General features: G+C 74.5%; 17 protein-coding genes. 4 read left to right on the top strand and 13 right to left on the bottom strand.

From position 1 onward, the window contains the following. Window positions 1-167 precede the first annotated feature (167 nt). A complete protein-coding gene (locus ACIQ9P_RS09625; RefSeq protein WP_402352412.1) occupies window positions 168-851 on the bottom strand; it encodes a TetR/AcrR family transcriptional regulator in 684 nt (227 codons plus the stop codon). Window positions 852-1,045: 194 nt separating this feature from the next. Here ACIQ9P_RS09625 and ACIQ9P_RS09620 point away from each other — a divergent pair, with 194 nt between their 5' ends. Next, window positions 1,046-2,590, top strand: coding sequence for an MFS transporter (locus ACIQ9P_RS09620; RefSeq protein ID WP_402352409.1), 1,545 nt, complete (start codon window positions 1,046-1,048; stop codon window positions 2,588-2,590). A 98-nt stretch (window positions 2,591-2,688) separates the two neighbouring features. Here ACIQ9P_RS09620 and ACIQ9P_RS09615 read toward each other — a convergent pair whose 3' ends face one another. From ACIQ9P_RS09615 to ACIQ9P_RS09595, 5 genes are all read right to left on the bottom strand, one after another. Continuing rightward, a complete protein-coding gene (locus ACIQ9P_RS09615; RefSeq protein WP_402352407.1) occupies window positions 2,689-3,471 on the bottom strand; it encodes a hypothetical protein in 783 nt (260 codons plus the stop codon). A 10-nt stretch (window positions 3,472-3,481) separates the two neighbouring features. After that, window positions 3,482-4,597 (bottom strand): substrate-binding domain-containing protein, encoded by a 1,116-nt coding sequence (locus tag ACIQ9P_RS09610; protein WP_402352404.1) that lies wholly within the window; start codon window positions 4,595-4,597, stop codon window positions 3,482-3,484. After that, window positions 4,594-5,832 (bottom strand): hypothetical protein, encoded by a 1,239-nt coding sequence (locus ACIQ9P_RS09605; RefSeq protein WP_402352401.1) that lies wholly within the window; start codon window positions 5,830-5,832, stop codon window positions 4,594-4,596. The genes ACIQ9P_RS09610 and ACIQ9P_RS09605 overlap by 4 nt, the downstream gene beginning before the upstream one ends. 97 nt (window positions 5,833-5,929) lie before the next feature. Beyond that, window positions 5,930-6,760, bottom strand: a complete 831-nt coding sequence (locus tag ACIQ9P_RS09600) for a lysophospholipid acyltransferase family protein (RefSeq protein ID WP_402352398.1) — start codon at window positions 6,758-6,760, stop codon at window positions 5,930-5,932. After that, window positions 6,757-7,620 carry a GNAT family N-acetyltransferase gene (locus ACIQ9P_RS09595; RefSeq protein WP_402352395.1) on the bottom strand — a complete coding sequence of 288 codons (864 nt, stop codon included), beginning with the start codon at window positions 7,618-7,620 and terminating at the stop codon, window positions 6,757-6,759. The genes ACIQ9P_RS09600 and ACIQ9P_RS09595 overlap by 4 nt, the downstream gene beginning before the upstream one ends. 278 nt (window positions 7,621-7,898) lie before the next feature. Between ACIQ9P_RS09595 and ACIQ9P_RS09590 the strand changes: the two genes are divergently transcribed. Next, window positions 7,899-8,348, top strand: a complete 450-nt coding sequence (locus ACIQ9P_RS09590; protein WP_402352393.1) for a hypothetical protein — start codon at window positions 7,899-7,901, stop codon at window positions 8,346-8,348. A gap of 10 nt (window positions 8,349-8,358) precedes the next feature. On the opposite strand, the gene ACIQ9P_RS09585 is transcribed toward ACIQ9P_RS09590, so the two are convergent. Further along, window positions 8,359-9,738, bottom strand: coding sequence for a serine hydrolase domain-containing protein (locus ACIQ9P_RS09585; protein WP_402352390.1), 1,380 nt, complete (start codon window positions 9,736-9,738; stop codon window positions 8,359-8,361). A 318-nt stretch (window positions 9,739-10,056) separates the two neighbouring features. On the opposite strand from ACIQ9P_RS09585, the gene ACIQ9P_RS09580 reads away from it, so the two are divergent. Then, a complete protein-coding gene (locus tag ACIQ9P_RS09580) occupies window positions 10,057-11,370 on the top strand; it encodes a YhgE/Pip domain-containing protein (RefSeq protein ID WP_402352387.1) in 1,314 nt (437 codons plus the stop codon). A 57-nt stretch (window positions 11,371-11,427) separates the two neighbouring features. On the opposite strand, the gene ACIQ9P_RS09575 is transcribed toward ACIQ9P_RS09580, so the two are convergent. The 6 genes from ACIQ9P_RS09575 to ACIQ9P_RS09550 form a co-directional block, all read right to left on the bottom strand. Further along, window positions 11,428-12,780: a M1 family metallopeptidase gene (locus tag ACIQ9P_RS09575; protein ID WP_402352384.1), complete on the bottom strand. Its 1,353-nt coding sequence runs from the start codon at window positions 12,778-12,780 to the stop codon at window positions 11,428-11,430. 127 nt (window positions 12,781-12,907) lie between these two features. Beyond that, window positions 12,908-17,008 (bottom strand): Pls/PosA family non-ribosomal peptide synthetase, encoded by a 4,101-nt coding sequence (locus ACIQ9P_RS09570; protein WP_402352382.1) that lies wholly within the window; start codon window positions 17,006-17,008, stop codon window positions 12,908-12,910. Between the two features lie 394 nt (window positions 17,009-17,402). Beyond that, the gene (locus ACIQ9P_RS09565) at window positions 17,403-18,269 is read right to left on the bottom strand and encodes an NmrA family NAD(P)-binding protein (protein WP_402352379.1); all 867 of its coding nucleotides are present in this window, start codon (window positions 18,267-18,269) and stop codon (window positions 17,403-17,405) included. 66 nt (window positions 18,270-18,335) lie between these two features. Further along, window positions 18,336-18,842, bottom strand: a complete 507-nt coding sequence (locus tag ACIQ9P_RS09560) for a hypothetical protein (protein ID WP_402352376.1) — start codon at window positions 18,840-18,842, stop codon at window positions 18,336-18,338. Between the two features lie 183 nt (window positions 18,843-19,025). Continuing rightward, window positions 19,026-19,547 carry a MarR family winged helix-turn-helix transcriptional regulator gene (locus ACIQ9P_RS09555; protein ID WP_402352373.1) on the bottom strand — a complete coding sequence of 174 codons (522 nt, stop codon included), beginning with the start codon at window positions 19,545-19,547 and terminating at the stop codon, window positions 19,026-19,028. A 135-nt stretch (window positions 19,548-19,682) separates the two neighbouring features. Continuing rightward, entirely contained in the window at window positions 19,683-19,886 is a 204-nt protein-coding gene (locus tag ACIQ9P_RS09550) for a hypothetical protein (protein WP_402352370.1), read from the bottom strand. A 290-nt stretch (window positions 19,887-20,176) separates the two neighbouring features. On the opposite strand from ACIQ9P_RS09550, the gene ACIQ9P_RS09545 reads away from it, so the two are divergent. After that, window positions 20,177-21,811, top strand: a complete 1,635-nt coding sequence (locus ACIQ9P_RS09545; protein ID WP_402352367.1) for an FAD-binding oxidoreductase — start codon at window positions 20,177-20,179, stop codon at window positions 21,809-21,811. The last annotated feature ends 80 nt before the right edge of the window (window positions 21,812-21,891 follow it).

Below are 21,891 nucleotides of genomic sequence, written 5' to 3'. Positions count from 1 at the left end.
CCCTGTCACCCCCCGGGTGCGGACCGTTGATGGGTCGTCACTGTTCGTGCCGGGTGGGGAAGGCCGGTGCGGCCGGTCGGCGGCGGATCGGTCGGCGGCGGACCGGTCGGTGGCGGCGGGGTCGGCGGCGGTCCGGTCGGTGCCGGGTCGGCCCGGTGCCGGTCGGGTCAGCGGCGGTCGGGCGGCAGCAGTGCGGCGAGTCCGTCGAGGATGCGGTCGAGGCCGAAGTCGAACCGGGCGTCCAGGTCCGGGCCGGTGAGGTCGTCGGCCATCGCGACGAGGTGGGGGAACTCCGCCGCGGGCAGCGAGCGGAAGCGCTCGGCGGCGGCGTCGGCGACCTCGCGCCGCCCGGCGCCGGCGGTCTCGGCGGCCGCCATCGGGGACTGCTCCTGGAGGACGAAGCCCTGGACGTACGCGCCGAGCAGGTAGGAGATCATCGCGCTGTCGGCGGGGGAGAAGCCGGCCTCCCGCAGCCGGTCGAGCTGTTCCTCCATCAGTCGCATCAGGTGGGGGCCCGGGGCGAGCCGCCCCGCCATCACCTTGGCCGCGTCCCGCCGGCCGAGCAGGTGGGCACGGTGGCGCCGACAGTAGCCGCGCAGCTGGGTGCGCCAGTCGCCGGTGCGCGGCGGGGCCTCGGCGTCGGCCATCAGCGCGTCGTTGAGCAGGTCGAGCAGTTCCTCCTTGTTGCGGACGTGCCAGTACAGCGAGGCGGCCTTGACCCCGACTTCGGCGGCGACCTTGCGCATCGACAGGCCGGCCAGGCCCTCGCGCTCCAGGACCCGCAGGGCGGCCCGGGCGAGGGCGTCGCGGGTGAGTCCGGGCTGGGTGGCGTCGTCCTCGGTGGCCGGCATGAGGTCCTCGCTGTTCGTCGGCGCTGTTCGTCGGCGCTGTTGGTGGGGGCTGTTGGCGGGGGCTGTTCGTCGGGCGGGACGGGCGGAGGGCCCGCTTTTCCATTTGCAATCTAACACCGTTAGGTGCACGCTTTCCCCGTCGAAACCGTCCCTAACGCCGTTAGGGATCTCAGGGCAATCGAGAGGAACGCCCGATGGGGGAGAGCGGGGCGCCGGACGTCCGGCGCCGCCAGCGGCTCGCGCTCGCGACGCTGTGCACCACCATGTTCATGTCCATGCTGGACAACGTCATCGTCAACAACGCCCTGCCGCGCGTCGGAGAGGACCTCGACGCGGGCATCACCGGTCTCCAGTGGGTCGCCGAGGGCTACAGCCTGGTCTTCGCCGCGCTGCTGCTCACCGGCGGCGCGCTCGGCGACCGGTTCGGCCGCACCGCCGTCTTCCGGCTCGGGCTGGCGCTGTTCACGCTGGGATCGGCCGCCGCGGCCCTGGCCGGAACGGTCGGGGCCCTGGTCGCCGCACGGATGCTCCAGGGCGTCGGCGCGGCCCTGCTCACCCCCGGCAGCCTCGCCATCCTGCGGCACGTGTTCACCGACGAACGGGAACGCACCCGCGCCATCGGCCGGTGGTCCGGCGTCTCCGCGCTCGGTCTCTCGGTCGGCCCGGTGGTCGGCGGCCCGATGGTCGAGGCGTTCGGCTGGGCGAGCGTCTTCTGGATCAACGTCCCGATCGGCGTCGCCGCACTCGTCCTGTCGGCCCGGGTGCTCCCGGTCGTCCCGGGCCGGGCCCGGCGGATCGACCTCGGCGGCCTCGTGCTCTCGGCGCTCGGCCTCGGCGCTGCCGTCCACACCCTGCTCGAAGGGCCGGACCGCGGCTGGACGGACGGCCGGGTGCTCACCACCGCGGCGCTCGCGGTGCTGCTGCTGACGGCGTTCCTGCTGCTCGAACTGCGGCTCGCCGAACCGATGCTCGACCTCCGGCTGTTCCGCGACGGCGTGCTCGGCGGCGCGCTGCTGGGCGGATTCGCGGTGAGCTTCGGCATGTTCGGCGCGCTGTTCTTCCTGCCGCTGCTGATGCAGGGCGTCCTGGACTGGTCCCCGACGGCCGCCGGCCTGGCCGGGCTGCCGATGACGGCCATGATCGTCGTCGCCGGTCCGCTCTCGGCTCGGCTGACCGGCCGGTACGGGCCGCGGATCCCGCTGGTACTGGGCATCGCCCTGTGCGCGTTCGGCCTCGCCGGCCTGTCCCTGTACGGAGAGAACGCCCGCTACCTGGACTACCTGTGGACGCTGTTCGTCCTCGGCCTGGGCCTGGGGACGACCTTCACCCCGGTCTCGATCGCGGTACTGCAACGGGTCGCCCCGGAGCGGATCGGCACCGCCTCGGCGACCGTCAACACCCTGCGCGAACTCGGCGGCGTGCTCGGCATCGCCGTCCTCGGCGCCGTCCTGACCCACCGCCTGACCGACTCCCTGTCCGGCCTCGGCCTCCCGTCGGACGCCCTGGCCGCCGCCACCACGCCGGGCGCGGGCACCGCTCCGCTGCCCGGACCGGTCAGGTCGGCGGTCGAGGCCGCCTTCACCGACGGCATCCAGCTCGCCCTGCGCTGCGGCTCCGCCGCCCTGGCCCTGGCCGCCGTCCTGGTCGCCCTGCTGCTGCGCCCTGCCGCGCCGCGCCCGCAGGGGCCGCCCGCCGACCGGTCCCGTCCGGAGGCACCGGTGGGCGCCCGCCGGGCGTGAGCGCCGACCCGGGGGCGGCAACCCTTCGGCGCCGACCCGTGAGGGTTCGGCTGTGCGTGCTCGGCCGTGAGCGCCGAAGGGAACCGGGCGCCGCCCGGTCAGCGGAAGAGCGCGATCGCGTGCACCTCCAGCGTCGCCTTCGCCGCGTCCCAGCCGTGGACCGTCCCGAGGCAGTACCCCGCGCGGGTCTGCGCACCGGCCTCGGAGTCGCTCAGCCCCGGGCGGGTGCAGGTGACCCGCACCCGCCCGCTCCGGGAGAGGTCGTCGGGACGTCCGTAGCGGGCCAGGAAGACGGTGCCGCCCTCGGCGGCGGCCGGCCCGGGACCGACCGCCTGGAACTTCCCCCGGAGCAGCACGTAGGCATCCGCCCGGGAGAGCGGGACTCCGGGGGGACGCGGACCGGATTCCTCGACCGCGTCCAGGGAGCGGGCCAGGGCCCGGTTCTTCCGGACGGTGCCGGTCAACAGATCGGCGTGGATGATGCCGTCCCGGTCGTCGAGCGCCTTGATGATGACGCCGATCACGTCGATCGGGGCGTCGCTCCGCACGTACCGGCTGATCCGTTCCTCCGCCGCCTCGGTGCCGATGCCGACCGTCGTGCCCGGCACCTCGCCGCCGAAGTGCAGGTTGCGGGTGATCCGCTGCTCGACCTCCTGGGTCAGGGCGGCGGTGTACCGGCCCATGCGGTAGATGTCCATGACGGCCTTGTCGTCCAGGTGGACGCAGGCTTTGGTGGTGACGTCCACGCCGGCGGGCGCCCGTTTGCGGCGCAGTTCCAGGCCGCCGACGGCGAGCAGCGCGACCAGGCTGCCGAAGGCCACCAGCCAGGTGGCGAGTTCGAACCCGAGGACGCCCCACGAGGATTCGTCGAAAATGGTCACGGGTCTCCGATCAGGAGGGCGGTGCGGGTGTCGGGGGCCGGGACGGGCCCCGGCCCGTCGCCGGGGTGTCGGCCCGGTACTGGGCCAGGAGGCGCCGGACGACCTCCGGCCGGTCGGGGAAGTAGAGGGCGTTGCCGATCGGGTGCTCCAGCCGGGGGTCCCGGTCGACCGCCGGGTCGATCGGGCGGCGCAGGGTGAGCGTCATGATCTTCTTCTGCGTGGCGGGCGCCAGCAGCCACGCCAGTACCCGGTCGTAGGTGGCCCGCTTCGTCGGGTCGAGCAGCAGCAGCGGGTAGTCGGACAGCACGATGCCGTCCTGCGGGTAGACCAGGTCCAGCGGTTCGCGCAGGCGCCGCTCCCCGCCGAGGGCGAGCAGGTCCGACTCGTAGGCGATCACCGCGTCGGCCTCGTCCTGGTGGTCGAGGTAGGCGTCGACCAGGGCGTGGGTGGACGCCGCGGCGAGGGTCCGGCCGCTCAGGAAGCCGCGGACCCGGTCCTCCGTGACGTCCTCCGGCCGGAGCGCCTCGCCGGTCCCGGCCGCGGCGGTCGCCACGGCGACGAGGGCGGCGAGGCCGCTGTGGGCCACGTTCGGGTCGGTCATGGCGTACCGCAGCTCCCCGCGTTCCGCCGCGGCGGCGATGTCGGCCCAGGACGGCTGCCGGGCGCCCGCGCCGGGCCACAGACGGTGCGCGGTGCTCCGCCTCACCCCGAGGACGAGCGGCGACATCATGGTGCGGGTGGAGAGCGGGGTGCCGGTCCCGCCCGCGGCCTTGACGTTCAGCCGCAGCCAGCGGTCGGAGGAGAGCCAGGCCAGGTGGTGCCGGTCCGGGGTGCCGGAGCCGAGGAGGTCGCTCGCGCTGACGGTGCCGCCGAGATCCAGCTCCAGGGTGATCCCGGTGGCGCGGCGCAGGTCGTCCAGGACCGGCCGGAGATCGGTCAGTTCGGCGCTGGCCAGCACGGACAGCGTGGTGCCGGTGGGTCCGCCCGGACCGCAGGCTGCCATCGGGGCGGTGGAGCAGACCAGCAGGACCAGGGCCGGCAGCACCCGGGCGAGCACCCGGGACACCGGGCCGGAGCCGGTGCGGGCGTGACCGGGGCGTCCCCGGCGCCGGGCGGGTCGGTTCACGGTGCCGCTCCCGGGGCGGGGGCACCGGGGTCGGACGGGCAGTCGCCGACCTTGCGCACCATCCGGTTCAGGATCTCCTGGGCCGGCATGACGGTCCTGGTGTCGTCGGTGCGGGTGTCCGGGGCCGGGATGCCGCGCTCGCCGAGGTAGGTCCTGAGTTCTCCGGAGTCCGCGTCGTCGCCGATGGTGCGGAAGCCGAGGGCCACGGCGCGCTCGCGCAGCCGGCGGTCGTGGGTGAGCAGTTCGCCCAGCCGGTCGGCCTCGGGCCGGAGCGAGATGAACTGCGGCTGCGTGATGAACCGCGAGGTCGGGTACAGCAGGACGCGCTCGGTGTCGATCCGGTGCCGGGTGTCGTGGAAGCGCGTCTGGTAGGCGAGGTACTGGTGTTCGTAGACGACCACCACGGGGGCGATCCCGCGGCCCTCGGGGCTGGCGTACGGCTCGAAGACGTCCACGCCGGGCATGCCCTGCGCCGAGAGCAGGGGCTTGATCCGGTCGGCGAGTTCCTCGGCGCCCGGGTCCTCGGGGACGCGGCCCCCGTTCACGGTGAACGCGACCTGGGCCAGGAAGGTCTCGGCCGAGTTCGACTGGCAGATGTGCGAGGTCTGGGCCACCACGACGTTCCCGTTGGTCGTGCCGTGGCGCTGGATCCGCAGATCGTTCCACGTCCGGTGGGCGGCCCCCTGACTCAGGAAGGCGGCGAGGTCGAGGCTGTAGTAGAGCGGTTCCTCGCCGCGTCCGACCGGGAGCTGCGGGGTGGCGATCCCGCTGTCCTCCAGCGTTCGGGCGTAGTCCCGGTAGGTGGCGAGCACCAGCGGGCTGACGAACGGGTTGTACGCCTTCGAATAGGCGTTCTCCCGCTTCAGCCGGGCCAGGATGTCGTTGGCCGGCGGGCGGCCCGAGGGGAAGAGGAAGGAGAGCCGGGAGTAGTCGCCGCCGACCAGCTCCTGCGAGCCGGAGGCGGTGACGTGGACCCGGATGCCGTGGCCCAGGAGAAGCCGCCGGACCTCCGGGTCCTCGAAGAACACCGCCTTGGAGCCGGTGCGGCCCTCCAGCAGGAGGACCTTGTCGAAGGGGAGCAGCAGATGACCGGAGAGCGCCAGCGAGGTGGTGCCGGCGAGGAACAGCGCCAGCAGCCCGGCCACGGCGGCGGTGAACCGCGGGCGTCTGTGCGCGATCGAGCGCTGCCGTTTGACGGTCAGCCTCGGCTCTTCAACTATTGGTCCCTCAGGCATGATTGACACTGTGTCAGGGATGGCGCCGGGCGGGCGGCCGAAGAACGGAGTTCACCGGACGGTTGCCCCGCGGTCCGTCGGCCGCCGCCGCCGGGGCTCAGCCGGTCCCCTCCACCGAGGACTGGGCGGTGCGGGCGAGTTCCTTCCGGGCCGCCCAGCGGCGGGCCGGATCGGCCGTCGGGGCCGGGACCGTCGGGCGGAAGGTCAGTTCGGCCACCAGGCCGCGGACGGCGACCACCCGGGCCAGCGAGGTGACCAGGTCGTCCTCGCCGACGAAGGCGGGGACGCTGGTGGCGCGCCCGTCGGTCAACCGGTAGCGGATCGAGACGGGCTGGACGTCGGCGCCGGACCGGACGGCGGCCTCGAAGAACGCCGGGCGGAACCGCCCGCTCTCCCGTCCGCACCAGGTGGACCCCTCCGGGAACACGATCACCGGGTGGCCGGCCCGCAGCCGGTCGGTCACCTCGGCGACGGCCGCCGGCAGGGCGCGCAGCCGGTCGCGGTCGAGGAACACCGCCCCGCCCCGGGCGACCAGCCACCCCAGCACCGGCCAGTCCCGGATCTCGGTCTTGGCGACCGACCGGCCCGGCCGGACGGCGGCGACCAGCGGGATGTCCAGCCAGGAGACGTGGTTGGCCACCAGCAGGACCCCGCCCCGGCCGGCCGGGGCCTCGGCCGGGGTCGGGGCGGGCACGATCCGGACCGCGACGCCCAGCGCGCCGAGCATCCCGCGGGCCCAGAACCGGGTCAGCAGGCCGCGCGGACCGCGCGGCAGCAGCCGCACCGGCGGAATCAGTGCCAGCCCCGCGACCAGCAGGACCAGGAAGCCCGCCATCCGCAGCACCCGGCGGGGGAGGGCGACGGTCGGCGCCGGGTCGGTCAGGCACGCCTCGGGGGTGCAGGAGGCCGTCGGCAGCCAGACGCTCATGAGGCCGGTCCCGCGTCCGCCGCGGCCGCCGTGCCCACGCCGCCGACACCGGACAGGAAGTGCCGCAGGTAGCGCGGGTCGGTGCGCTCCAGCGACAGCAGGACGTACAGGTCGGCGCAGTCGAAGTCCGGGTCGTACGCGGGCGCGCCGCAGACCCAGGCGCCCAGCCGGAGGTAGCCGCGGAGCAGGGCCGGCAGCGGCCCGCGGTCGGCCCGCGCGACGCCGGTGGCGTCCCAGGGGCGGTGCGGGGAGACCCGGTACCGCTCGGGCGCGAGGTGCTTGGCGGCGACGGTGTCCCAGACCCGGGCGGCGGTGGCGCCGCCGTCCTCCAGCGGGATCGAGCAGCAGCCGCCCACCCAGGTGTTGCCGGTGTCGGCGAGGTAGCGGGCGATACCGCCCCACATCAGGTTGATGACGGCCCCGTTGCCGCGGTGCTCGGCGGCGATGCAGGAGCGGCCGAGCTCGACCAGGCCCTCGCGCAGCGGTGCGAGGTTGCCGAGGTCGAACTCGCCGTCCGAGTAGAGCCGGCCGGCCCGGCGGGCGGCCTCGGGGCGCAGCAGCCGGTAGGTGCCGACGACGGCGCCGTCCTCGCCCTCGCGGACGAGCAGGTGGTCGCAGAAGTCGTCGAACGGGTCGACGTCCAGGCCCGGGACGGTGCTCCGGAGGGCGGCGCCGAGCTCGTCGGCGAAGACCTGGTGGCGCAGTCGCTGGGCGGCGCGGACGTCGGCCTCGTCGCGGGCCAGCGAGACGGTGTAGACGGCGGAGGCGGAGCCGGACGCGGCGGCGGGGCGCGCGACGGGCACCGGGGTGGCCCGGGTGGGGGTGACTGCGGTCGGAGTGTACGTGGGGACGGTGGTCATGGCGGACCCTCCAGGGCAGCACGGACGACGGCGGCCACGGCGTTCCGTGGCAGCGGCCCGGCTCGGACCCGTACAGTCGGATCCGCGAACCGGCACCCGTATGTCTCTCCAAGTCCGCTGGCATCCACGTTGCCGTTCGGGGGAGCGCAGATGTGCACCTGCTGAATGCGACCACCCGACGTGTGCGGGACATCTGTTGGGCACCGCGGCGCCGCCCTATCCTCCGCTGCATGGGGTGGAATCCGGGGGCGGGACTCTGGCGGACCTTCGCCAGTGACATGACAGACGTATTGGTGTGCCAGACGGCGGCGACGGGCGGACTCGCCGTCGTGTACGCGCTGGCGCGGGCGGTGGGGCTGGCGCCCTCGCCGTGGTGGTGCCTGGTGGTGGCGATGGCCGTCGCCCTGCACCTGGTCGGCGAGCGCTGCTGGGAGGACGACCGGCGGCCGAGGGCGGCGCTGGTGGCGCTGGCCGTGGCGCTGGCGGTCGCGATGGCGCCGTACCTGGTGCTGGGGGCGGCCGCCGGGTGGGCGGAGGCGCAGGCGGCGGACACCTACGCCTCCGGCGCGATGGCGGGCGGGCTGCTGCTCGCCGGGTACGTGGCGCGCGCCGTGCACGCGCTGCGCAGCGGCGCGTACCCGCCGCGTCCCGCCGCCGCGCCGGGAACGGGCGGGCGAGGTTGGACGAGCGGACCGGCCCCGGCGCGCCGCACCGGGGCCGGGCCTTGACGTCAGGGGGTCAGTACGCCTGCCACCCCTGCGGGTCGACTCCGCCCGGGACGACCTCGGCGGGGCCGTACGGCTCTCGGGTGAAGACGAAGGAGCCGATGTCCAGGTGGCTCACCGAGCCGTCGGCGGCGCGCACCACGCGCAGGGTCTCGCCCGTGTAGTAGTCGTTCAGCCCGGTCCAGGTGCCGTCCGTCTCGGCCCGGAAGCGGCCCGCGCGGCCGGCCCGGCCGAGTACCGACAGCTCCAGTCCGCGGTCCGCCGTGAGCCGCAGCGCGTGCGGCGCGGCGCCCCAGTACCAGGGGCCGGTGAGGGCCAGCAGCTCCTCGTCGAACTCGGCCAGCGGGCGCCAGGGCGCGGGGATCCGCGGCTCGTGCTCGGCGGTGAGCGCGATCAGCTCGGCGGCGACCGCGGCGGTGCGCACCCCGTTGGTGGAGTTGGCGAAGGCGATCGCGGCCAGGCCGTCCGCCTCGCTCACCCACAGTCCGGCGGTGAAGCCGGGCATCGAGCCGGAGTGCCCGTGCAGGATCCGGTCGCCGTGCCGCACCAGCTGGAGCCCCAGGCCGTAGGTGTCGCTCCAGTCGTCCGGGTCGGGCCCGACGGCGGGGCGGCGCATCTCGGCCACGGTGTCGGCGGAGAGCACCATCTCGTGGCCGGTGGTCAGGAACGCGGCCCACGTGGCGAGGTCGTCGACGGTGGACCAGAGCTGGCCCGCCGGGGCCATCCGGCCGGTGTCCGTGAGCGGCTCGGGCAGCATCACGTCGGCCCACGGGTGGACGGCGAAGCCGCCCGCGTGCGGGTGCTCGGGGAGCGGACCGGTGCGGTTCATGCCGAGCGGCCGCAGGACCTCGCGGCGGAGGACCTCGCCCCAGGGCTCGCCGCGCAGCCGCTCGACCAGTGCGCCGAGGAGCGCGTAGGTCGGGTTGGAGTAGTGGTGGACCCGCCCGGCCGGATGCCGCAGCGGCCGCTCGGCCTCCAGGAGGTCGTCGAGCCCGGGGCGCAGCCCGCCGTCGGTCCGCTCCCACCAGGGGCCCGGGGTCTCGGAGGCGAGGCCGGCCGAGTGGGAGAGCAACTGGGCGACGGTGGCGCGGTCGGCGGGCGTGCCGGGCAGGTGGCGCCCCAGCGGGTCGGCGAGATCGAGCAGGCCCTCGTCCCGCAGCCGCAGCACGAGCACGGCGACGAAGGTCTTGGTGATCGAGCCGATCCGGTACTGGACGTCGTTGGTCGGGGCGTGACCGTCGACCATGCTGCGGGCGCCGCTCCACACGAGCCGCCCGTCCCGGAGGACTCCGGCGACCATCGAGGGGGTGCGCCCCTCGGACTGGGCGACAGCCAGACGGTGCAGCAGCGCGCGGCGGGTGGTGGGGAGCAGGTCGTCGGACAGCTCGGTCATCTGGTCCTCTGTGGCAGGTCGGGAGGCGGCGAGTCGGTGCGGTACGGCCGGGCAAGGAGGTAAGGCGGCAAGGCGGCAAGGCGGTTCGGGAAGCTTCGGCGAGCGAGCCACCCCGCGCCCAACCTAGTTCGTGTCCGTCCGCCCCTTCCACCCATTTTCGTCCCGGCCCACCGCCCGTCCGGCAGCGGGTCGGCTCGTGGCCCGACTCCGGCCCGGCTCCGGGGCGTACGGGCGGGTGACCCGGGCGGCGTGGCGCCGCGCCCCGTCCGCGCCCGACTCCTAGGGTCCGTCTGACCGCCGACCACCCTACGGAGCGTCATGCCCTCCCACCCCGAGCCGACCCTGCCCGAGCCGCGCCGGCCCCAACCGCCCACCGGCGTCAAGGCCCGCCGGGTGCTCCGCAACCCCCGGATCTGGGTGGTCCCCGGCGTCCTGGTCGGGCTGCTCAGCCTGCTGATGTCGCTGCTCTACCTGGGCGGCATCCTCGACCCCCGCGGCGACCTGCACCACCTGCCGATCGCCCTGGTGAACACCGACCGCGGCGCCGCCGTCGCCGGGCAGCAGCAGAACCTCGGCGAACAGGTCGTCACCGGGATCGCCACCGCCCCCGGTCAGGGCGACGCCGTTGCCTGGCGGCAGCTGGACGAGGCGACGGCGAAGGAGCAGCTGGCGTCCGGCAAGATCTACGGGGCACTCCAGGTGCCGCCCGGGTTCACCGCCGACGTCGCCGCCCTCGGGGGCGCCAGCGAGAAGCCCGCGCGCCCCACTGTGCTCCAGTACACCAACCCGGGCGTCGGCAGTCTCGGTTCCTCACTGGCGGCCCAGATCGGTCAGCAGGCCGTCCACCAGGCGTCGCTGGCCCTCGGCGCGAAACTCGCCGTGCTGCCGCAGGCCCGGGACGCGGGCGACGCGGCCCGGCTGCTGATCGCCGATCCGATCGGCCTCAGCACCACGGTCGGCCACCCGATCGGCAACCGCAGCGGACTCGGGCTCTCCGCCTTCTACTACACCCTGCTGCTGGTGCTGGCGGGCTTCTTCGGCGCCAACATCATCGGCAACGGTGTCGACGTCGCGCTCGGCTACGCCGACAACGAGGTCGGCCCCTGGCGCGCCCGCCACCCGGTGGTGCCGATCAGCCGCACCAGCACCCTCGCCGTCAAGTGCGCGATGTCGGTGGGCCTGTCGCTGCTGACGTCCTCGCTGATCATGCTGGCGGCGGCGGTGATCCTCGACATGGACGCCGACCACCTGCCGCTGCTGTGGATCTTCTCGGTCTGCGCCAGCAGCGCGGTCGGCCTCGGCGTCCAGGCGATCAACGCGGCCTTCGGCGGCCTCGGCCTGCTGATCAGCATGTTCGTCTTCATCGTGCTGGGCCTGCCGTCCTCCGGCGCGACGATCCCGCTGGACGCCCTGCCGTCGTTCTACCGCTTCCTCTCGCTGTTCGAGCCGATGCGCCAGCTCACCGACGGCGTGCGGGCGATCCTGTTCTTCGACGCGCAGGCGGACGCGGGACTGACCCGGGCCTGGATCTGGATCGGCATCGGCACCGTCGCGGCCCTGCTCTTCGGCTTCGCGATGACCCGCTACTACGACCGCAAGGGACTGCACCGCACCGTCCCCGAGCTGGCCTGAGACCGGCCCCGGGTCCGGGTCCCGCGCCCGAACCCGGGGCCGGGACCCGGACGGGCGTCAGCCGGCCGGCAGCGGCGGCAGCTCGGGCCGCCGGAGCCAGGCGTCGAACAGGCCCTCCAGCGGCGTCCGCGCGTACCGGGCGGCGTGCGCGGTGAAGTCCGCCGTGGTGACCACCCCGTGCCGGTGGAACGCCGCCCAGTCCTTGAGCATCCGGAAGAACGCGGCGTCCCCGAGGGTCAGCCGCAGCGCGTGCACCACCAGACCGCCGCGCTGGTACAGCCGGTCGTCGAACATCAGCTTGCGGCCCGGATCGGCCAGCCGGAGGTCCTGCGGCAGCCCGGCCAGCAGCCGGTGCGCGTACAGGGCCCGCGCGGCCGCCGTCGGTCCGCCCGAACGCTCCGACCAGAGCCATTCGGCGTACTTGGCCAGCCCCTCGTTCAGCCAGATGTGGCTCCAGTCCCCGATCGACACGCTGTTGCCGAACCACTGGTGCGCCAGCTCGTGCGCGATCAGCCGCTCCCGCTCCCAGCCGCCGCCCAGGTGGTTGGTGCCGAAGGTCGCCACCCCCTGCGCCTCCACCGGCACGTCCAGCTCCTCGTCGGCGACGACCACCGTGTACTCGCCGAACGGGTACGGACCGAACACCTCGCCGAAGTACGCCATCATCCGCGGCTGCCGCCCGAAGTCCGCCGCGAACGCCCCGGCCAGCCGCTCCGGCACGTACCCGGTCTGCGGCACCTCCGGGTGCTCGGCCAGCTGCACCGGCCGGTACGGGCCGATCGAGACCGTCACCAGGTAGGTCGAGGTCGGCGCGGACTGCTCGTACACCCAGGTGGTGCTGGACGAGCGGGTGGTGCGGGTCAGCAGCCGGCCGCCCACCACCACGGTGTACGGGGACGGCGTGGTGACCGCTATCTGGTACGTCGCCTTGTCCGCCGGCCGGTCGTTGCACGGGAACCAGGACGGCGCCCCGACCGGCTGGCTGGCCACCAGCGCGCCGTCGGTCAGCTCCTCCCAGCCCAGGCCGCCCCACGGGCTGCGGACCGGCCGCGGATTGCCGGTGTAGTGCACCTCCACGGTGAAGGCCGCACCGGCCGACAGGGCCTTCGCCGGGCGCACCCGCAGCTTGCCCGCCCGGTGGGTGTAGCGGGCCGGTCGGCCGTCCACCAGCACCCGGCCGATCCGGAAGTCCGCCAGGTCCAGCGCGAACTCGGCCAGCGCCGTCGCCGCGACGGCGCTCAGCCGGGCCGTGCCACCCAGCCGGTTGGGGCCGGGCCGGTAGTCCAGCGCCAGCTCGTACCGGTGGACCCGGTAGCGGGGATCCCCACTGCCGGGGAAGTACGGGTCCGGCGGGGCGACGGGCTGCGGGGGCTGTGAGGGCTGCGGGGACTGCGCCGGGCTGTGGTTCACCGGGTCGTACGCTCCTGGAACAGGGGGTGGACGGGGGCGGGGGACGGACGGGGGACGGCGGCGGGCGCCGACCGGACGCCCGGGGGGCCGGACGGGGCGAACCCCGGCCGGCCCCCCGGGACGGCGGTCAGGACGTCGCCTGCCACACCTCGATCGGGTTGCCGAGCCACCTGGAGTCGGCGGGCACCGACTCGGCACGCATCACCAGCGAGGCCGGACCCAGCGTGCTGCGCGCGCCCACCGTACTGCCGGGCAGCACGATGCCGCCGGGCCCCAGGGTGGCGCCCTCGCGCAGGACGACAGTATCCATCCGCATGATCCGGTCGTGGAAGAGGTGGGTCTGCACCACGCAGCCCCGGTTGACCGTCACCCCGTCGCCGAGGGTGACCAGGTCCGCCTCCGGCAGCCAGTAGCTCTCGCACCACACGCCGCGCCCGACGTGCGCGCCGAGCGCCCGCAGCCACAGGTTCAGCACCGGGGTGCCCGGTACCGCGCCCACCAGCCACGGCACCGCCAGCACCTCGACGAAGGTGTCGGCCAGCTCGTTGCGCCACACGAAACCGCTCCACAGCGGGTGTTCCACCGCCCGGAACCGGCCGATCAGCAGCCACTTCGCCGCCACCGCGACCGCGCACGCCACCGTGCCCGACGCCAGCAGCACCGGCCCGGACAGCAGCGCCGCCGCGAGCGGCGACCACGCCACGGCCAGCCAGGACAGCGCGGCCAGCGTCAGCGCGCCCAGCGCGCCCGAGACCAGCACCGGCAGCAGCCGGCACACCTCGACCAGTCCGCGCGCCCACAGCAGCCGGGCCGGCGGCTCGTAGGTCAGGCTCTGGTCCGCCCGGTCGGCCGAACGCGGCAGCCGCACCGGCGGCATGCCCAGGTACGAGCCGCCCTTCTTCGCCTTCGCCGGCGTCGCCGACAGCACGCCGACCAGACCGCGCTTGGGCACCGAACGGCCCGGCGCGGTCATCCCCGAGTTGCCGAGGAACGCCCGGTCGCCGACCTTCGCCTCACCGAGCCGCACCCAGCCGCCGCCCAGCTCGTACGGCGCCATCAGGGTGTCGTCGGCCAGGAACGCGCCGTCGCCGACCGTGGTCAGGCTCGGCAGCGCCAGCACCGTGGAGATCTCCGCGTGCCGTCCGACCCGCATCCCCAGCGCCCGCAGCCACAGCGGCGTGACCAGGCCCGCGTACAGCGGGAACAGCACCTCCCGGGCCTGGTCCATCAGCTGGGTGACCGTCCACGCCTGCCAGCCGACCCGGCCGTGCAGCGGGTGCACACCCGGCGTCAGGCCGATCGACAGCAGCCGCACCGCGGCGACCAGCTGCACCGCGTACACCACGCCGAACGCCAGCACGGCCGGCAGCAGACCGAGCAGGGCGCCGCCGAGCGCGCCGCCCAGACCGTCCGCCGGGTCGACGAACGGGGCCAGCACCGCCAGCCCGGCCACCGCCGGGAGCAGCGGCAGCAGGCTCAGCGCGGAACCGCTCAGGCCGAACAGCGCGGACCAGCGGGCCCGGCGCACCGGGCGCTCCTTGGGCCAGGTGCGCTCGGCCCGGCCCAGCTTGACGGCGGGCGCGCCGCCCCAGCGCTGGCCGGTCGGGACATGACCGGTGACGCTGGAGCCGGCCACCACCTGCGCCCGCTTGCCGATCCGGGCACCCGGCAGCAGGGTCGACCGGGTACCGACCACGGCCCCCGAACCCACCTTGAGCTGGCCGACCTCCAGTCGGTCACCGTCGACCCAGTAGCCGTTGAGGTCCACCTCGGCCTCCACCGCGCAGCCCCGGCCCAGCTTGAGCATGCCGGTGACCGGCGGCAGCGCGTGCAGGTCGACCTCCTCGCCGACCTTGGCACCGAGCGCCCGCGCGTAGCGGACCAGCCAGGCGCCGGAGAGCGAGGTCGCGCCGCTCACCTCGGCCAGCCGCTCGGCCGTCCACAGCCGCAGGTGGACGTTGCCGCCGCGCGGGTAGCTGCCGGGCCGCAGACCGCGCAGCAGCAGCCGGGCGCCGCCCGCCCCGATCGCCAGCCGGCCCGCCGGGGTGAACATCACCGCCGCGAGCGGGACGACCGCCCACCACGAGGCGGTCGGCGCCCAGGCGAAGCCGTCCAGGTGCGAGAGCAGGTTGCCGAGCGCCAGCAGCGCCGCCGTCCAGCGCAGGCCGACCACGGTGAACAGCGGGACCAGCAGGAGCAGCTGGAGCAGCTTGGCGCGGGTCGGCACCGGGGCGACGGTCCGGGCCTCGTGGGTACCGACCGAGCCGCGCTCCAGGTGCCGGGCGAGCTTGCGCAGGGTCGGGTTCTGGTAGATGTCCAGGACCGCCGCGTTCGGGTAGCGGGTCCGCAGCAGGGTGGTCAGCCGGGCGGCGGCCAGGCTGCCGCCGCCGATCGCGAAGAAGTCCTCCCGGGAACCGCTCACCGGCACCCCGAGGATCTCCGTCCACTGCTCGGCCAGCCACGCCTCGGTGCCGTACAGCTGCTCGGTCGGCCCGGAGGTCTCCAGGTCGGGCAGCGGCCAGGGCAGCGCGTTGCGGTCCACCTTGCCGGAGGTGCGGGTGGGCAGGGTGTCGACCGGGGCCAGCAGCGGGACGAGCGCGGCCGGCAGCTCGGCGCGCAGCCGCCGCACCGCCTGCTCCCGGTCCCAGCCCTCGGTGATCACCAGGTAGCCGACCAGCAGCTGGTTGCCACCGCGCGCGGTGCGCACGGCCGCGGCCGCCCCGGCCACGCCCGGCAGCGCCTGGAGCGCCGCGTCGACCTCGCCGAGCTCGATCCGGCGGCCGCCGAGCTTGATCTGCTCGTCGGCGCGGCCCAGGAACAGCAGGCCCTGCGGGTCGGCCTGGACCAGGTCACCGCTGCGGTAGGCGCGCTCCCAGCCCATCGAGGGCAGCGGCGCGTACTTCTCGGCGTCCTTCTCCGGGTCCAGGTAGCGGGCCAGGCCGACGCCGCCGATCACCAGCTGGCCGGTCCCGCCGGGCGCGACCGGCTCGCCGGCCTCGTCGACCACGACCAGGTCCCAGCCGTCCAGCGGCAGGCCGATCCGCACCGGGCCCTCGCCCGTCAGCAGCGCCCCGCAGGCGACCACGGTGGCCTCGGTCGGGCCGTAGGTGTTCCACACCTCGCGGCCCTCGGTGACCACCCGCTGCACCAGCTCGGGCGGGCACGCCTCACCGCCGAAGATCAGCAGCCGGACCTCGTTCAGCGCCTCGGCCGGCCACAGCGCGGCCAGCGTCGGCACGGTGGAGACCACGGTGATCTCCTGCTCGGCCAGCCAGGGGCCGAGGTCGGCACCGCTGCGCACCTGGGAGCGGGGGACGGGCACCAGGCAGGCGCCGTGGCGCCAGGCCAGCCACATCTCCTCGCAGGAGGCGTCGAAGGCGACCGACAGGCCGGCCATCACCCGGTCGCCGGGGCCGATCGGCTCCTCCTGGAGGAAGAGCGCGGCCTCGGCGTCGACGAAGGCGGCGGCGTTGCGGTGGGTGACGGCGACGCCCTTGGGGCGGCCGGTCGAGCCCGAGGTGAAGATGATCCAGGCGTCGTCGTCGGTGGTGGGGCGGTGCCCGCCGGGGGTCCGGTCGGCCAGCGGCTCGCGGGCCGGGCCGGTGAGGGCGAGCGCGCGCTCGGCGCCGAGCACGGCCGCGACGGCGGCCTCCTCGAAGACCAGCTGGGCGCGCTCGTCCGGGTCCTCGGCGTCGACCGGGACGTAGGCGGCACCGGCGGCGAGCACGGCGAGCACGGAGACGTAGAGGTCGTTGGTGCCGGAGGGGACCCGGATGCCGACCCGGTCGCCGCGGCCGATGCCGGCGGCGGCGAGGCGGCGGCGCAGCTGCTCGACCTCGGCGGCCAGGGCGCGGTAGCCGAGCACGGTGCGGCCGTCGTCGAGGGCGGGCTCGGCGGGGTACTGCCGGGCGGTCGCGTCGAGGATGTCGATCAGGGTCCGCGGGGCGGGGGCCGGTCGGCCGGGGTAGCGGGCCTGCTTCTCGGTTTCCTCCGGCGTCGCCTCGGCCGCCGGTGCCGCGTCTGTGGCCGGTGCCGCGTCGGCGGCCCGCTGCTCACGGTCCTGCTGCTCGGCGGCCTGCGCCTGCGGCTCGGAGATCGTGGCGGGGGCGGGCGTGCTGGAGAGGGTCGGCACGGCGGTCGCGACGGGCGCGGCGGCGGTGTCCGGGTCGGTCGCGCCGCCGTCGGCGGTCGCGTCCGGGCCCGGTTCCCGGCTGGGTTCGGCTGTCATCAGTGCCGTGTGCTCCTAGGTCTCGCCCCGTCCCGATGGATCTTCCGGCCCTTGGGGGCGGTGGGAGCACTCGCCTGATCCGGGTGACCCCACTCCGGGGCCGGAGCGGACAACCCAACCGATGGTAGCCCGGTCCGGTGAACCGCACACTGGCCGACACTCCGCCCAACTGGCCCTTGAGTGGCTGAATCTGACGGAACGTCAGGTCGCAACTGAGGCTCCTTCGATCGCATGTGACGGACTGTCAGTCGTTCTGACGGTCCGTCAGGTCGATTTCGCGACCGTGACCCATGCCACATCCGGAGCCGCTCCCCGGGGGTGACGGGCCCGCCGCGAGGGGTGCGGCGGGCCCGTCGGAGCCCGGTCCGGGGAGCGGTGGAACCGCGCGGACGGGTCAGTGGAACCGGTCGAGGTGCTCCCCGAGGAATGCTTCCAGGGTACGGGGGGCGCGCCCGATCAGCCGGGTGGCGGCGTCGTCGGGGCTCTCCGGGCGCTCCACGGCGAGCCGCTGGATCTCGACCACGTGGGCGGCCAGCCAGTCCGGCATCCCGGACCGGGCGACCAGGTGGGCGTGCAGTTCGGCGGGCGAGAGGTTCACGGCCCGTACCGGCCGGCCACGCAGCGTGCCCAGCAGCTCGGCCAGCTCCGGGTGGCTGTACGCCCGGCCGCCGGTCAGCGGGATGTCGCCGCCGGCCGTGTCGGGGCGGGTCAGCACCGCGGCGGCGACATCCCCGATGTCACGGCAGTCGACGTAGTTGCACCGGACGCCGTCCAGCGCGCCGAAGATCGCCCCGGCCGCCGCGACCGCGGGGGCGAGCAGCAGCAGCTTCTGCATGAACGCGTACGGGCGGAGCACGGTCGTGGTGAGGTCGTAGGCCCGCAGCCGCTGCTCGATCAGGTGGTGGCCGCGGGAGACGGCGACCGGGGAGTCGGGCTCGGCGGCCGGTGCGGAGACCTTGACGACGTGCTCCACGCCGAGGAACACGGCCAGGTCCACGGTGCGCAGCTCGTGCTCGACCTGCTGCGGACTGTTCGCCATGGTCAGGAAGAGCTGCGTCGTGCCCTTGAGGGCGGCGCGCATCGAGGCGGGGTCGCCGGCGTCGGCGGCCGCCACCTCGACCAGTCCGCGGGTGTGCGGGTCGAGTCCGGCCAGCAGCCGGTCGGGGTCCCGGCTCAGGGCGCGGACCGGGACGTCCAGGGCGGTGAGGCTGCGCAGGGTGGCGCCGCCGGTGGCGCCGGACGCGCCCATGATGGTGATCATGCGGGTGTTGCTCCTTCGGTACGGGTGGAGGTGCCGGTGGACGTGCGGGAGGAGCCGCGGAACGGGTCAGCGGGCGCGCCGGCGACGCGGGAGCGAGACCCGCCAGCGCCAGGTGGTCATGGTCGCCGCGATCGCGGCGGACACCGGGAGGTCGATCCGCAGCCGGCCCGGCCAGGGGCTGTCGGCCAGTGCCGGTATCCGGGGCAGCAGCTCGGCGGCCGCCAGGCCGACGCCGAGGGCGAGGGCGGCGCAGCCGAGGCCGAAGGCGAAGGCGCGCACCGGGATCGGCCCGCGGGCGGCCCAGGAGTCGGCGGACCGGCGCCGGTGGCGGAGGCCGACCAGGGTGGCGACCAGGGCCGAGGTGCCGGCGATGGTGGTGAGGGCCGCGATCCTGAGCTCCGACTGGCCGGTCGCGATGCCGCCGGCGGTGGCCATGACGGCGGGGGCCGCGTACGCGATCAGGACCTCGCGCCAGAGCACGAAGCGCGGCCGGGCGGTGGTGTCGGTGGTGTCGGGGGCGGCCCCGGGCGTGCTGTCGGTGTCGACGGGTCGCTGCTGGGTTCTGCCGGGCATGGTCCGTCCAAGTGATTAGGAGGCTAATTATAGGTGTTCGGTCGGCCAACAATGGGGTGCCGAAAAGGGTTCGTGCGGGAGGCCGGCCGACCGGCCTCCGGCCGTCCGTCGGGCTCGGGTCGGTCGTGCGCCGGTCGCACGCGCGCCGTCGGCCGGTCGGCCGACGGTGGGGTCGGTCGGCCGTCAGTCGTCCGTCAGTGCGGACATTCCCTCGACCAGTCGGGCCAGTAGGTCGAGGAAGACCGTGCGCTCCTCGACGGAGAGTCCGGCGACCATCGCCTGCATCCGGTCGAAGTGCTCCGGTGCCATGTCGCGCAGTCGCTGGGCGCCCCGCGCGGTCAGTATCACCACGTTGCCCCGCCCGTCCTCGGCGGACGGGCGCCGGGTGACCAGGCCGTCCCGCTCCAGCCCGTCGACCAGGCCGGTCACGGTCGCGCGGGAGACCCCGAGCGCGGCCGCGAGCTGCGAGGGCGATTTCTCGCCGCCGTGGTCCTCCAGCTCGGCCAGGAGTCGGTAGCGCCCGGTGGACAGGCCGAAGCGGGCGAAGTGGGCCTCGCCGGCCTGGCCGAGCCTGGCTCCGGCGGCCATCAGTCGCGCCGCGACCAGGACCGCCTGCGGGTCGGCGCCGAGGCCGTACCGGGAGAGCTGTCGGCGGGCCTGGTCGAGCGAGGGTGCGCCGTTTCCGGCCGGGTGCTGCTGAGCCATGAAAGTAATATGGCGCCTAACCTGATCTCCCGTCAAGCGGCTCGCCCGACGACGGGAAACCCCGCCCCCGCTCCGGGGTGCGGAGCGGGGGCGGGGTTTCCGGGGCGGGTCGCCTTTCGGTCCCCGCGCACGCGGCTAGCGCAGTCGGGCGCCGGCCCGGTAGTGGGAGTGGTAGAGGTCGAGCGTGCTGACGGCCAGCGTCACGACGCCGACGGCGGCGGCGATCGTCTCCTTGTGGTGCGTCAGGAAGGCTTCGATGTTGTCGAACGCGCTGTGGTGGTACTCGGTTTCGAGGTGGACGTCGCCGTGCGGGGTGACGACCGTGTACTGGTGGGCCATGACTGCCTGCCTCCCGGTTGGTTCCGCTGCCGTGGTCGATCCCCGGCCAAGGGTGGCGAAAACCGGCCTCCGGTCGGGTGCAGCCGGATTCACCGGTTCCGGGTGGTCGGATCGGACCGGTCCGGCTACGCACGGGAACCCCGGTCGCGCCACCGCCGTTGGGTAATTGTCCCGCGTGGCCAGAATTCGTCTACATACGGTCACATTTATTTGTGGGCAATGGATGATCCCTGCATTTCTTGCTAGCGTTCGCCCGTCCATCTTTCGGAGTCGGGAAGACGGTCCCAGGAATGCGCAATGAATTATCCCGCCGCGGTTTCCTCGGCAGCACCGGAATGGCCGCCGCCGGAGCCTCGGCCGCCTCGCTCGGCCTGGTGGGCGGCGCCGCGGGCCCGGCCGCCGCCCAGCCCGTCGAACAGCCCGAGGGCCGGACGGTGTTCCCCTCGGACTCCCGCTACGAGACACTCGCCCAGGGCTTCAACCAGCGGTGGAGCAGCCGACCCGCCTACATCCGGCTGGTCGGCAACGAGGCCGACGCGGTGGCGGAGCTGCGGTCGGCGCTCGACCGCGGGCTCCGGCCGACGGTGCGCGGCGGCGGCCACTGCTACGAGGGTTTCGTCGACAACGACAAGGGCGTCGTCCTCGACCTCAGCACCCTGCGAGGGGTCGGGGCCGGGACCGACAAGTACGGCGGTGCCACGTATGCCGTCGAGGGCGGCGCCACCAACTGGGACGTGTACACCACGCTCTTCCGCGAGTACGGGGTGACGGTTCCGGCGGGGTCCTGCTATTCGGTCGGCGTCGGTGGCCACATCTGCGGCGGCGGGTACGGGCTGCTCTCCCGGCGGCACGGGCTGACCGTCGACCACCTGGTCCAGGTCGACGTGGTGACGGTCCGGGGTGATGCGGTCGAGGTGACCCGGGCGCACCGCGGCGACCCCCCGGGCTCGCCCGAGCACGAGTTGTTCTGGGCCCACACCGGGGGCGGCGGCGGGAACTTCGGCGTGGTGCTGCGCTACCACTTCGCCCACGCGCTGCCGGCGCCGCCGCCCCGGGTCTGGCTCAGCAGTGTCGCCTGGAAGTGGGCGGACCTGCTCAAGCACCCGGAGGACTTCCGCACCCTGCTGGACAACTTCGGCGCCTTCTTCGCCGAGCACAGCGGCCCCGCCGAGAAGGTGTACCGCGGACTCTTCTCCATCCTTCACCTCACCCACCACTCGAACGGGAACGTCGTCCTGCTCAGCCAGTGGGACGAGGAGGACCCGGCGCCGCTGGACGCGTTCCTCGCCCGGTTGGAGCGCGGGATGCGCGCCAGGTCGACCTCGCAGACCAACGGCGTCGGCGGCCTCTGTCTGCCCTGCCCGGACAAGCGCCGCCGGCTGCCCTGGCTCCAGGCGACCATGACGCTCAACGGCTCCGGCCCCAACCAGCGCGGCAAGTACAAGTCCGCCTACCACCGCCGGGCCTTCACGCCCGCCCAGATCGACGCGTGGTGGACCTGGCTCACCAAGGACGCCGGGAGCCTCGACCTCACCCGGACGCTGGTCCAGATCGACTCCTACGGCTGCCGGGTGAACGCGCGCGGCGCCGCCGAGACCGCCGTCCCGCAACGCGACTCGGTGATGAAGCTCCAGTACCAGACCTACTGGACCGACCCGGCCGACGACGCCGCGCACCTGGCCTACCTGAGCGGCCTCTACCGGGACACCTACCGGGCGACCGGCGGCGTCCCGGAGATCGACACCGACACCGACGGCGCCTATGTCAACTACCCCGACGTCGACCTGGGTACCACCGCCGACAGGCAGCCGGCCTACCAACGCCTCTACTACAAGGGGAACTACCGTCGGCTGCAGCAGGCCAAGGAGATCTGGGACCACGGGAACGTCTTCCACCACGCCCAGTCGGTGACCCTGCCGTCCTGACCGCACGGGCTCCGGGGCGCAGGGCCGCGGTGGCGCGCAGGGCGTCGACCTCGGTCGCGGTCGGCCGTGTCGGCTCCGAC

The sequence above is a fragment of the Kitasatospora sp. NPDC094019 genome, assembly GCF_044764505.1.
GTDB lineage: Bacteria > Actinomycetota > Actinomycetes > Streptomycetales > Streptomycetaceae > Kitasatospora.
The sequence above is the reverse complement of the archived record's forward strand: the minus strand, read 5'-3'. Positions and strand labels throughout refer to the sequence as shown.

Bases quoted from the DNA above. Each gene is read 5' to 3' on its own strand.
- ACIQ9P_RS09625 (WP_402352412.1), bottom strand. From the start codon at position 851: ATGCCGGCCACCGAGGACGACGCCACCCAGCCCGGACTCACCCGCGAC.
- ACIQ9P_RS09620 (WP_402352409.1), top strand. From the start codon at position 1,046: ATGGGGGAGAGCGGGGCGCCGGACGTCCGGCGCCGCCAGCGGCTCGCG.
- ACIQ9P_RS09605 (WP_402352401.1), bottom strand. From the start codon at position 5,832: ATGCCTGAGGGACCAATAGTTGAAGAGCCGAGGCTGACCGTCAAACGG.
- ACIQ9P_RS09600 (WP_402352398.1), bottom strand. From the start codon at position 6,760: ATGAGCGTCTGGCTGCCGACGGCCTCCTGCACCCCCGAGGCGTGCCTG.
- ACIQ9P_RS09595 (WP_402352395.1), bottom strand. From the start codon at position 7,620: ATGACCACCGTCCCCACGTACACTCCGACCGCAGTCACCCCCACCCGG.
- ACIQ9P_RS09590 (WP_402352393.1), top strand. From the start codon at position 7,899: ATGACAGACGTATTGGTGTGCCAGACGGCGGCGACGGGCGGACTCGCC.
- ACIQ9P_RS09585 (WP_402352390.1), bottom strand. From the start codon at position 9,738: ATGACCGAGCTGTCCGACGACCTGCTCCCCACCACCCGCCGCGCGCTG.
- ACIQ9P_RS09580 (WP_402352387.1), top strand. From the start codon at position 10,057: ATGCCCTCCCACCCCGAGCCGACCCTGCCCGAGCCGCGCCGGCCCCAA.
- ACIQ9P_RS09570 (WP_402352382.1), bottom strand. From the start codon at position 17,008: ATGACAGCCGAACCCAGCCGGGAACCGGGCCCGGACGCGACCGCCGAC.
- ACIQ9P_RS09565 (WP_402352379.1), bottom strand. From the start codon at position 18,269: ATGATCACCATCATGGGCGCGTCCGGCGCCACCGGCGGCGCCACCCTG.
- ACIQ9P_RS09560 (WP_402352376.1), bottom strand. From the start codon at position 18,842: ATGCCCGGCAGAACCCAGCAGCGACCCGTCGACACCGACAGCACGCCC.
- ACIQ9P_RS09555 (WP_402352373.1), bottom strand. From the start codon at position 19,547: ATGGCTCAGCAGCACCCGGCCGGAAACGGCGCACCCTCGCTCGACCAG.
- ACIQ9P_RS09550 (WP_402352370.1), bottom strand. From the start codon at position 19,886: ATGGCCCACCAGTACACGGTCGTCACCCCGCACGGCGACGTCCACCTC.
- ACIQ9P_RS09545 (WP_402352367.1), top strand. From the start codon at position 20,177: ATGCGCAATGAATTATCCCGCCGCGGTTTCCTCGGCAGCACCGGAATG.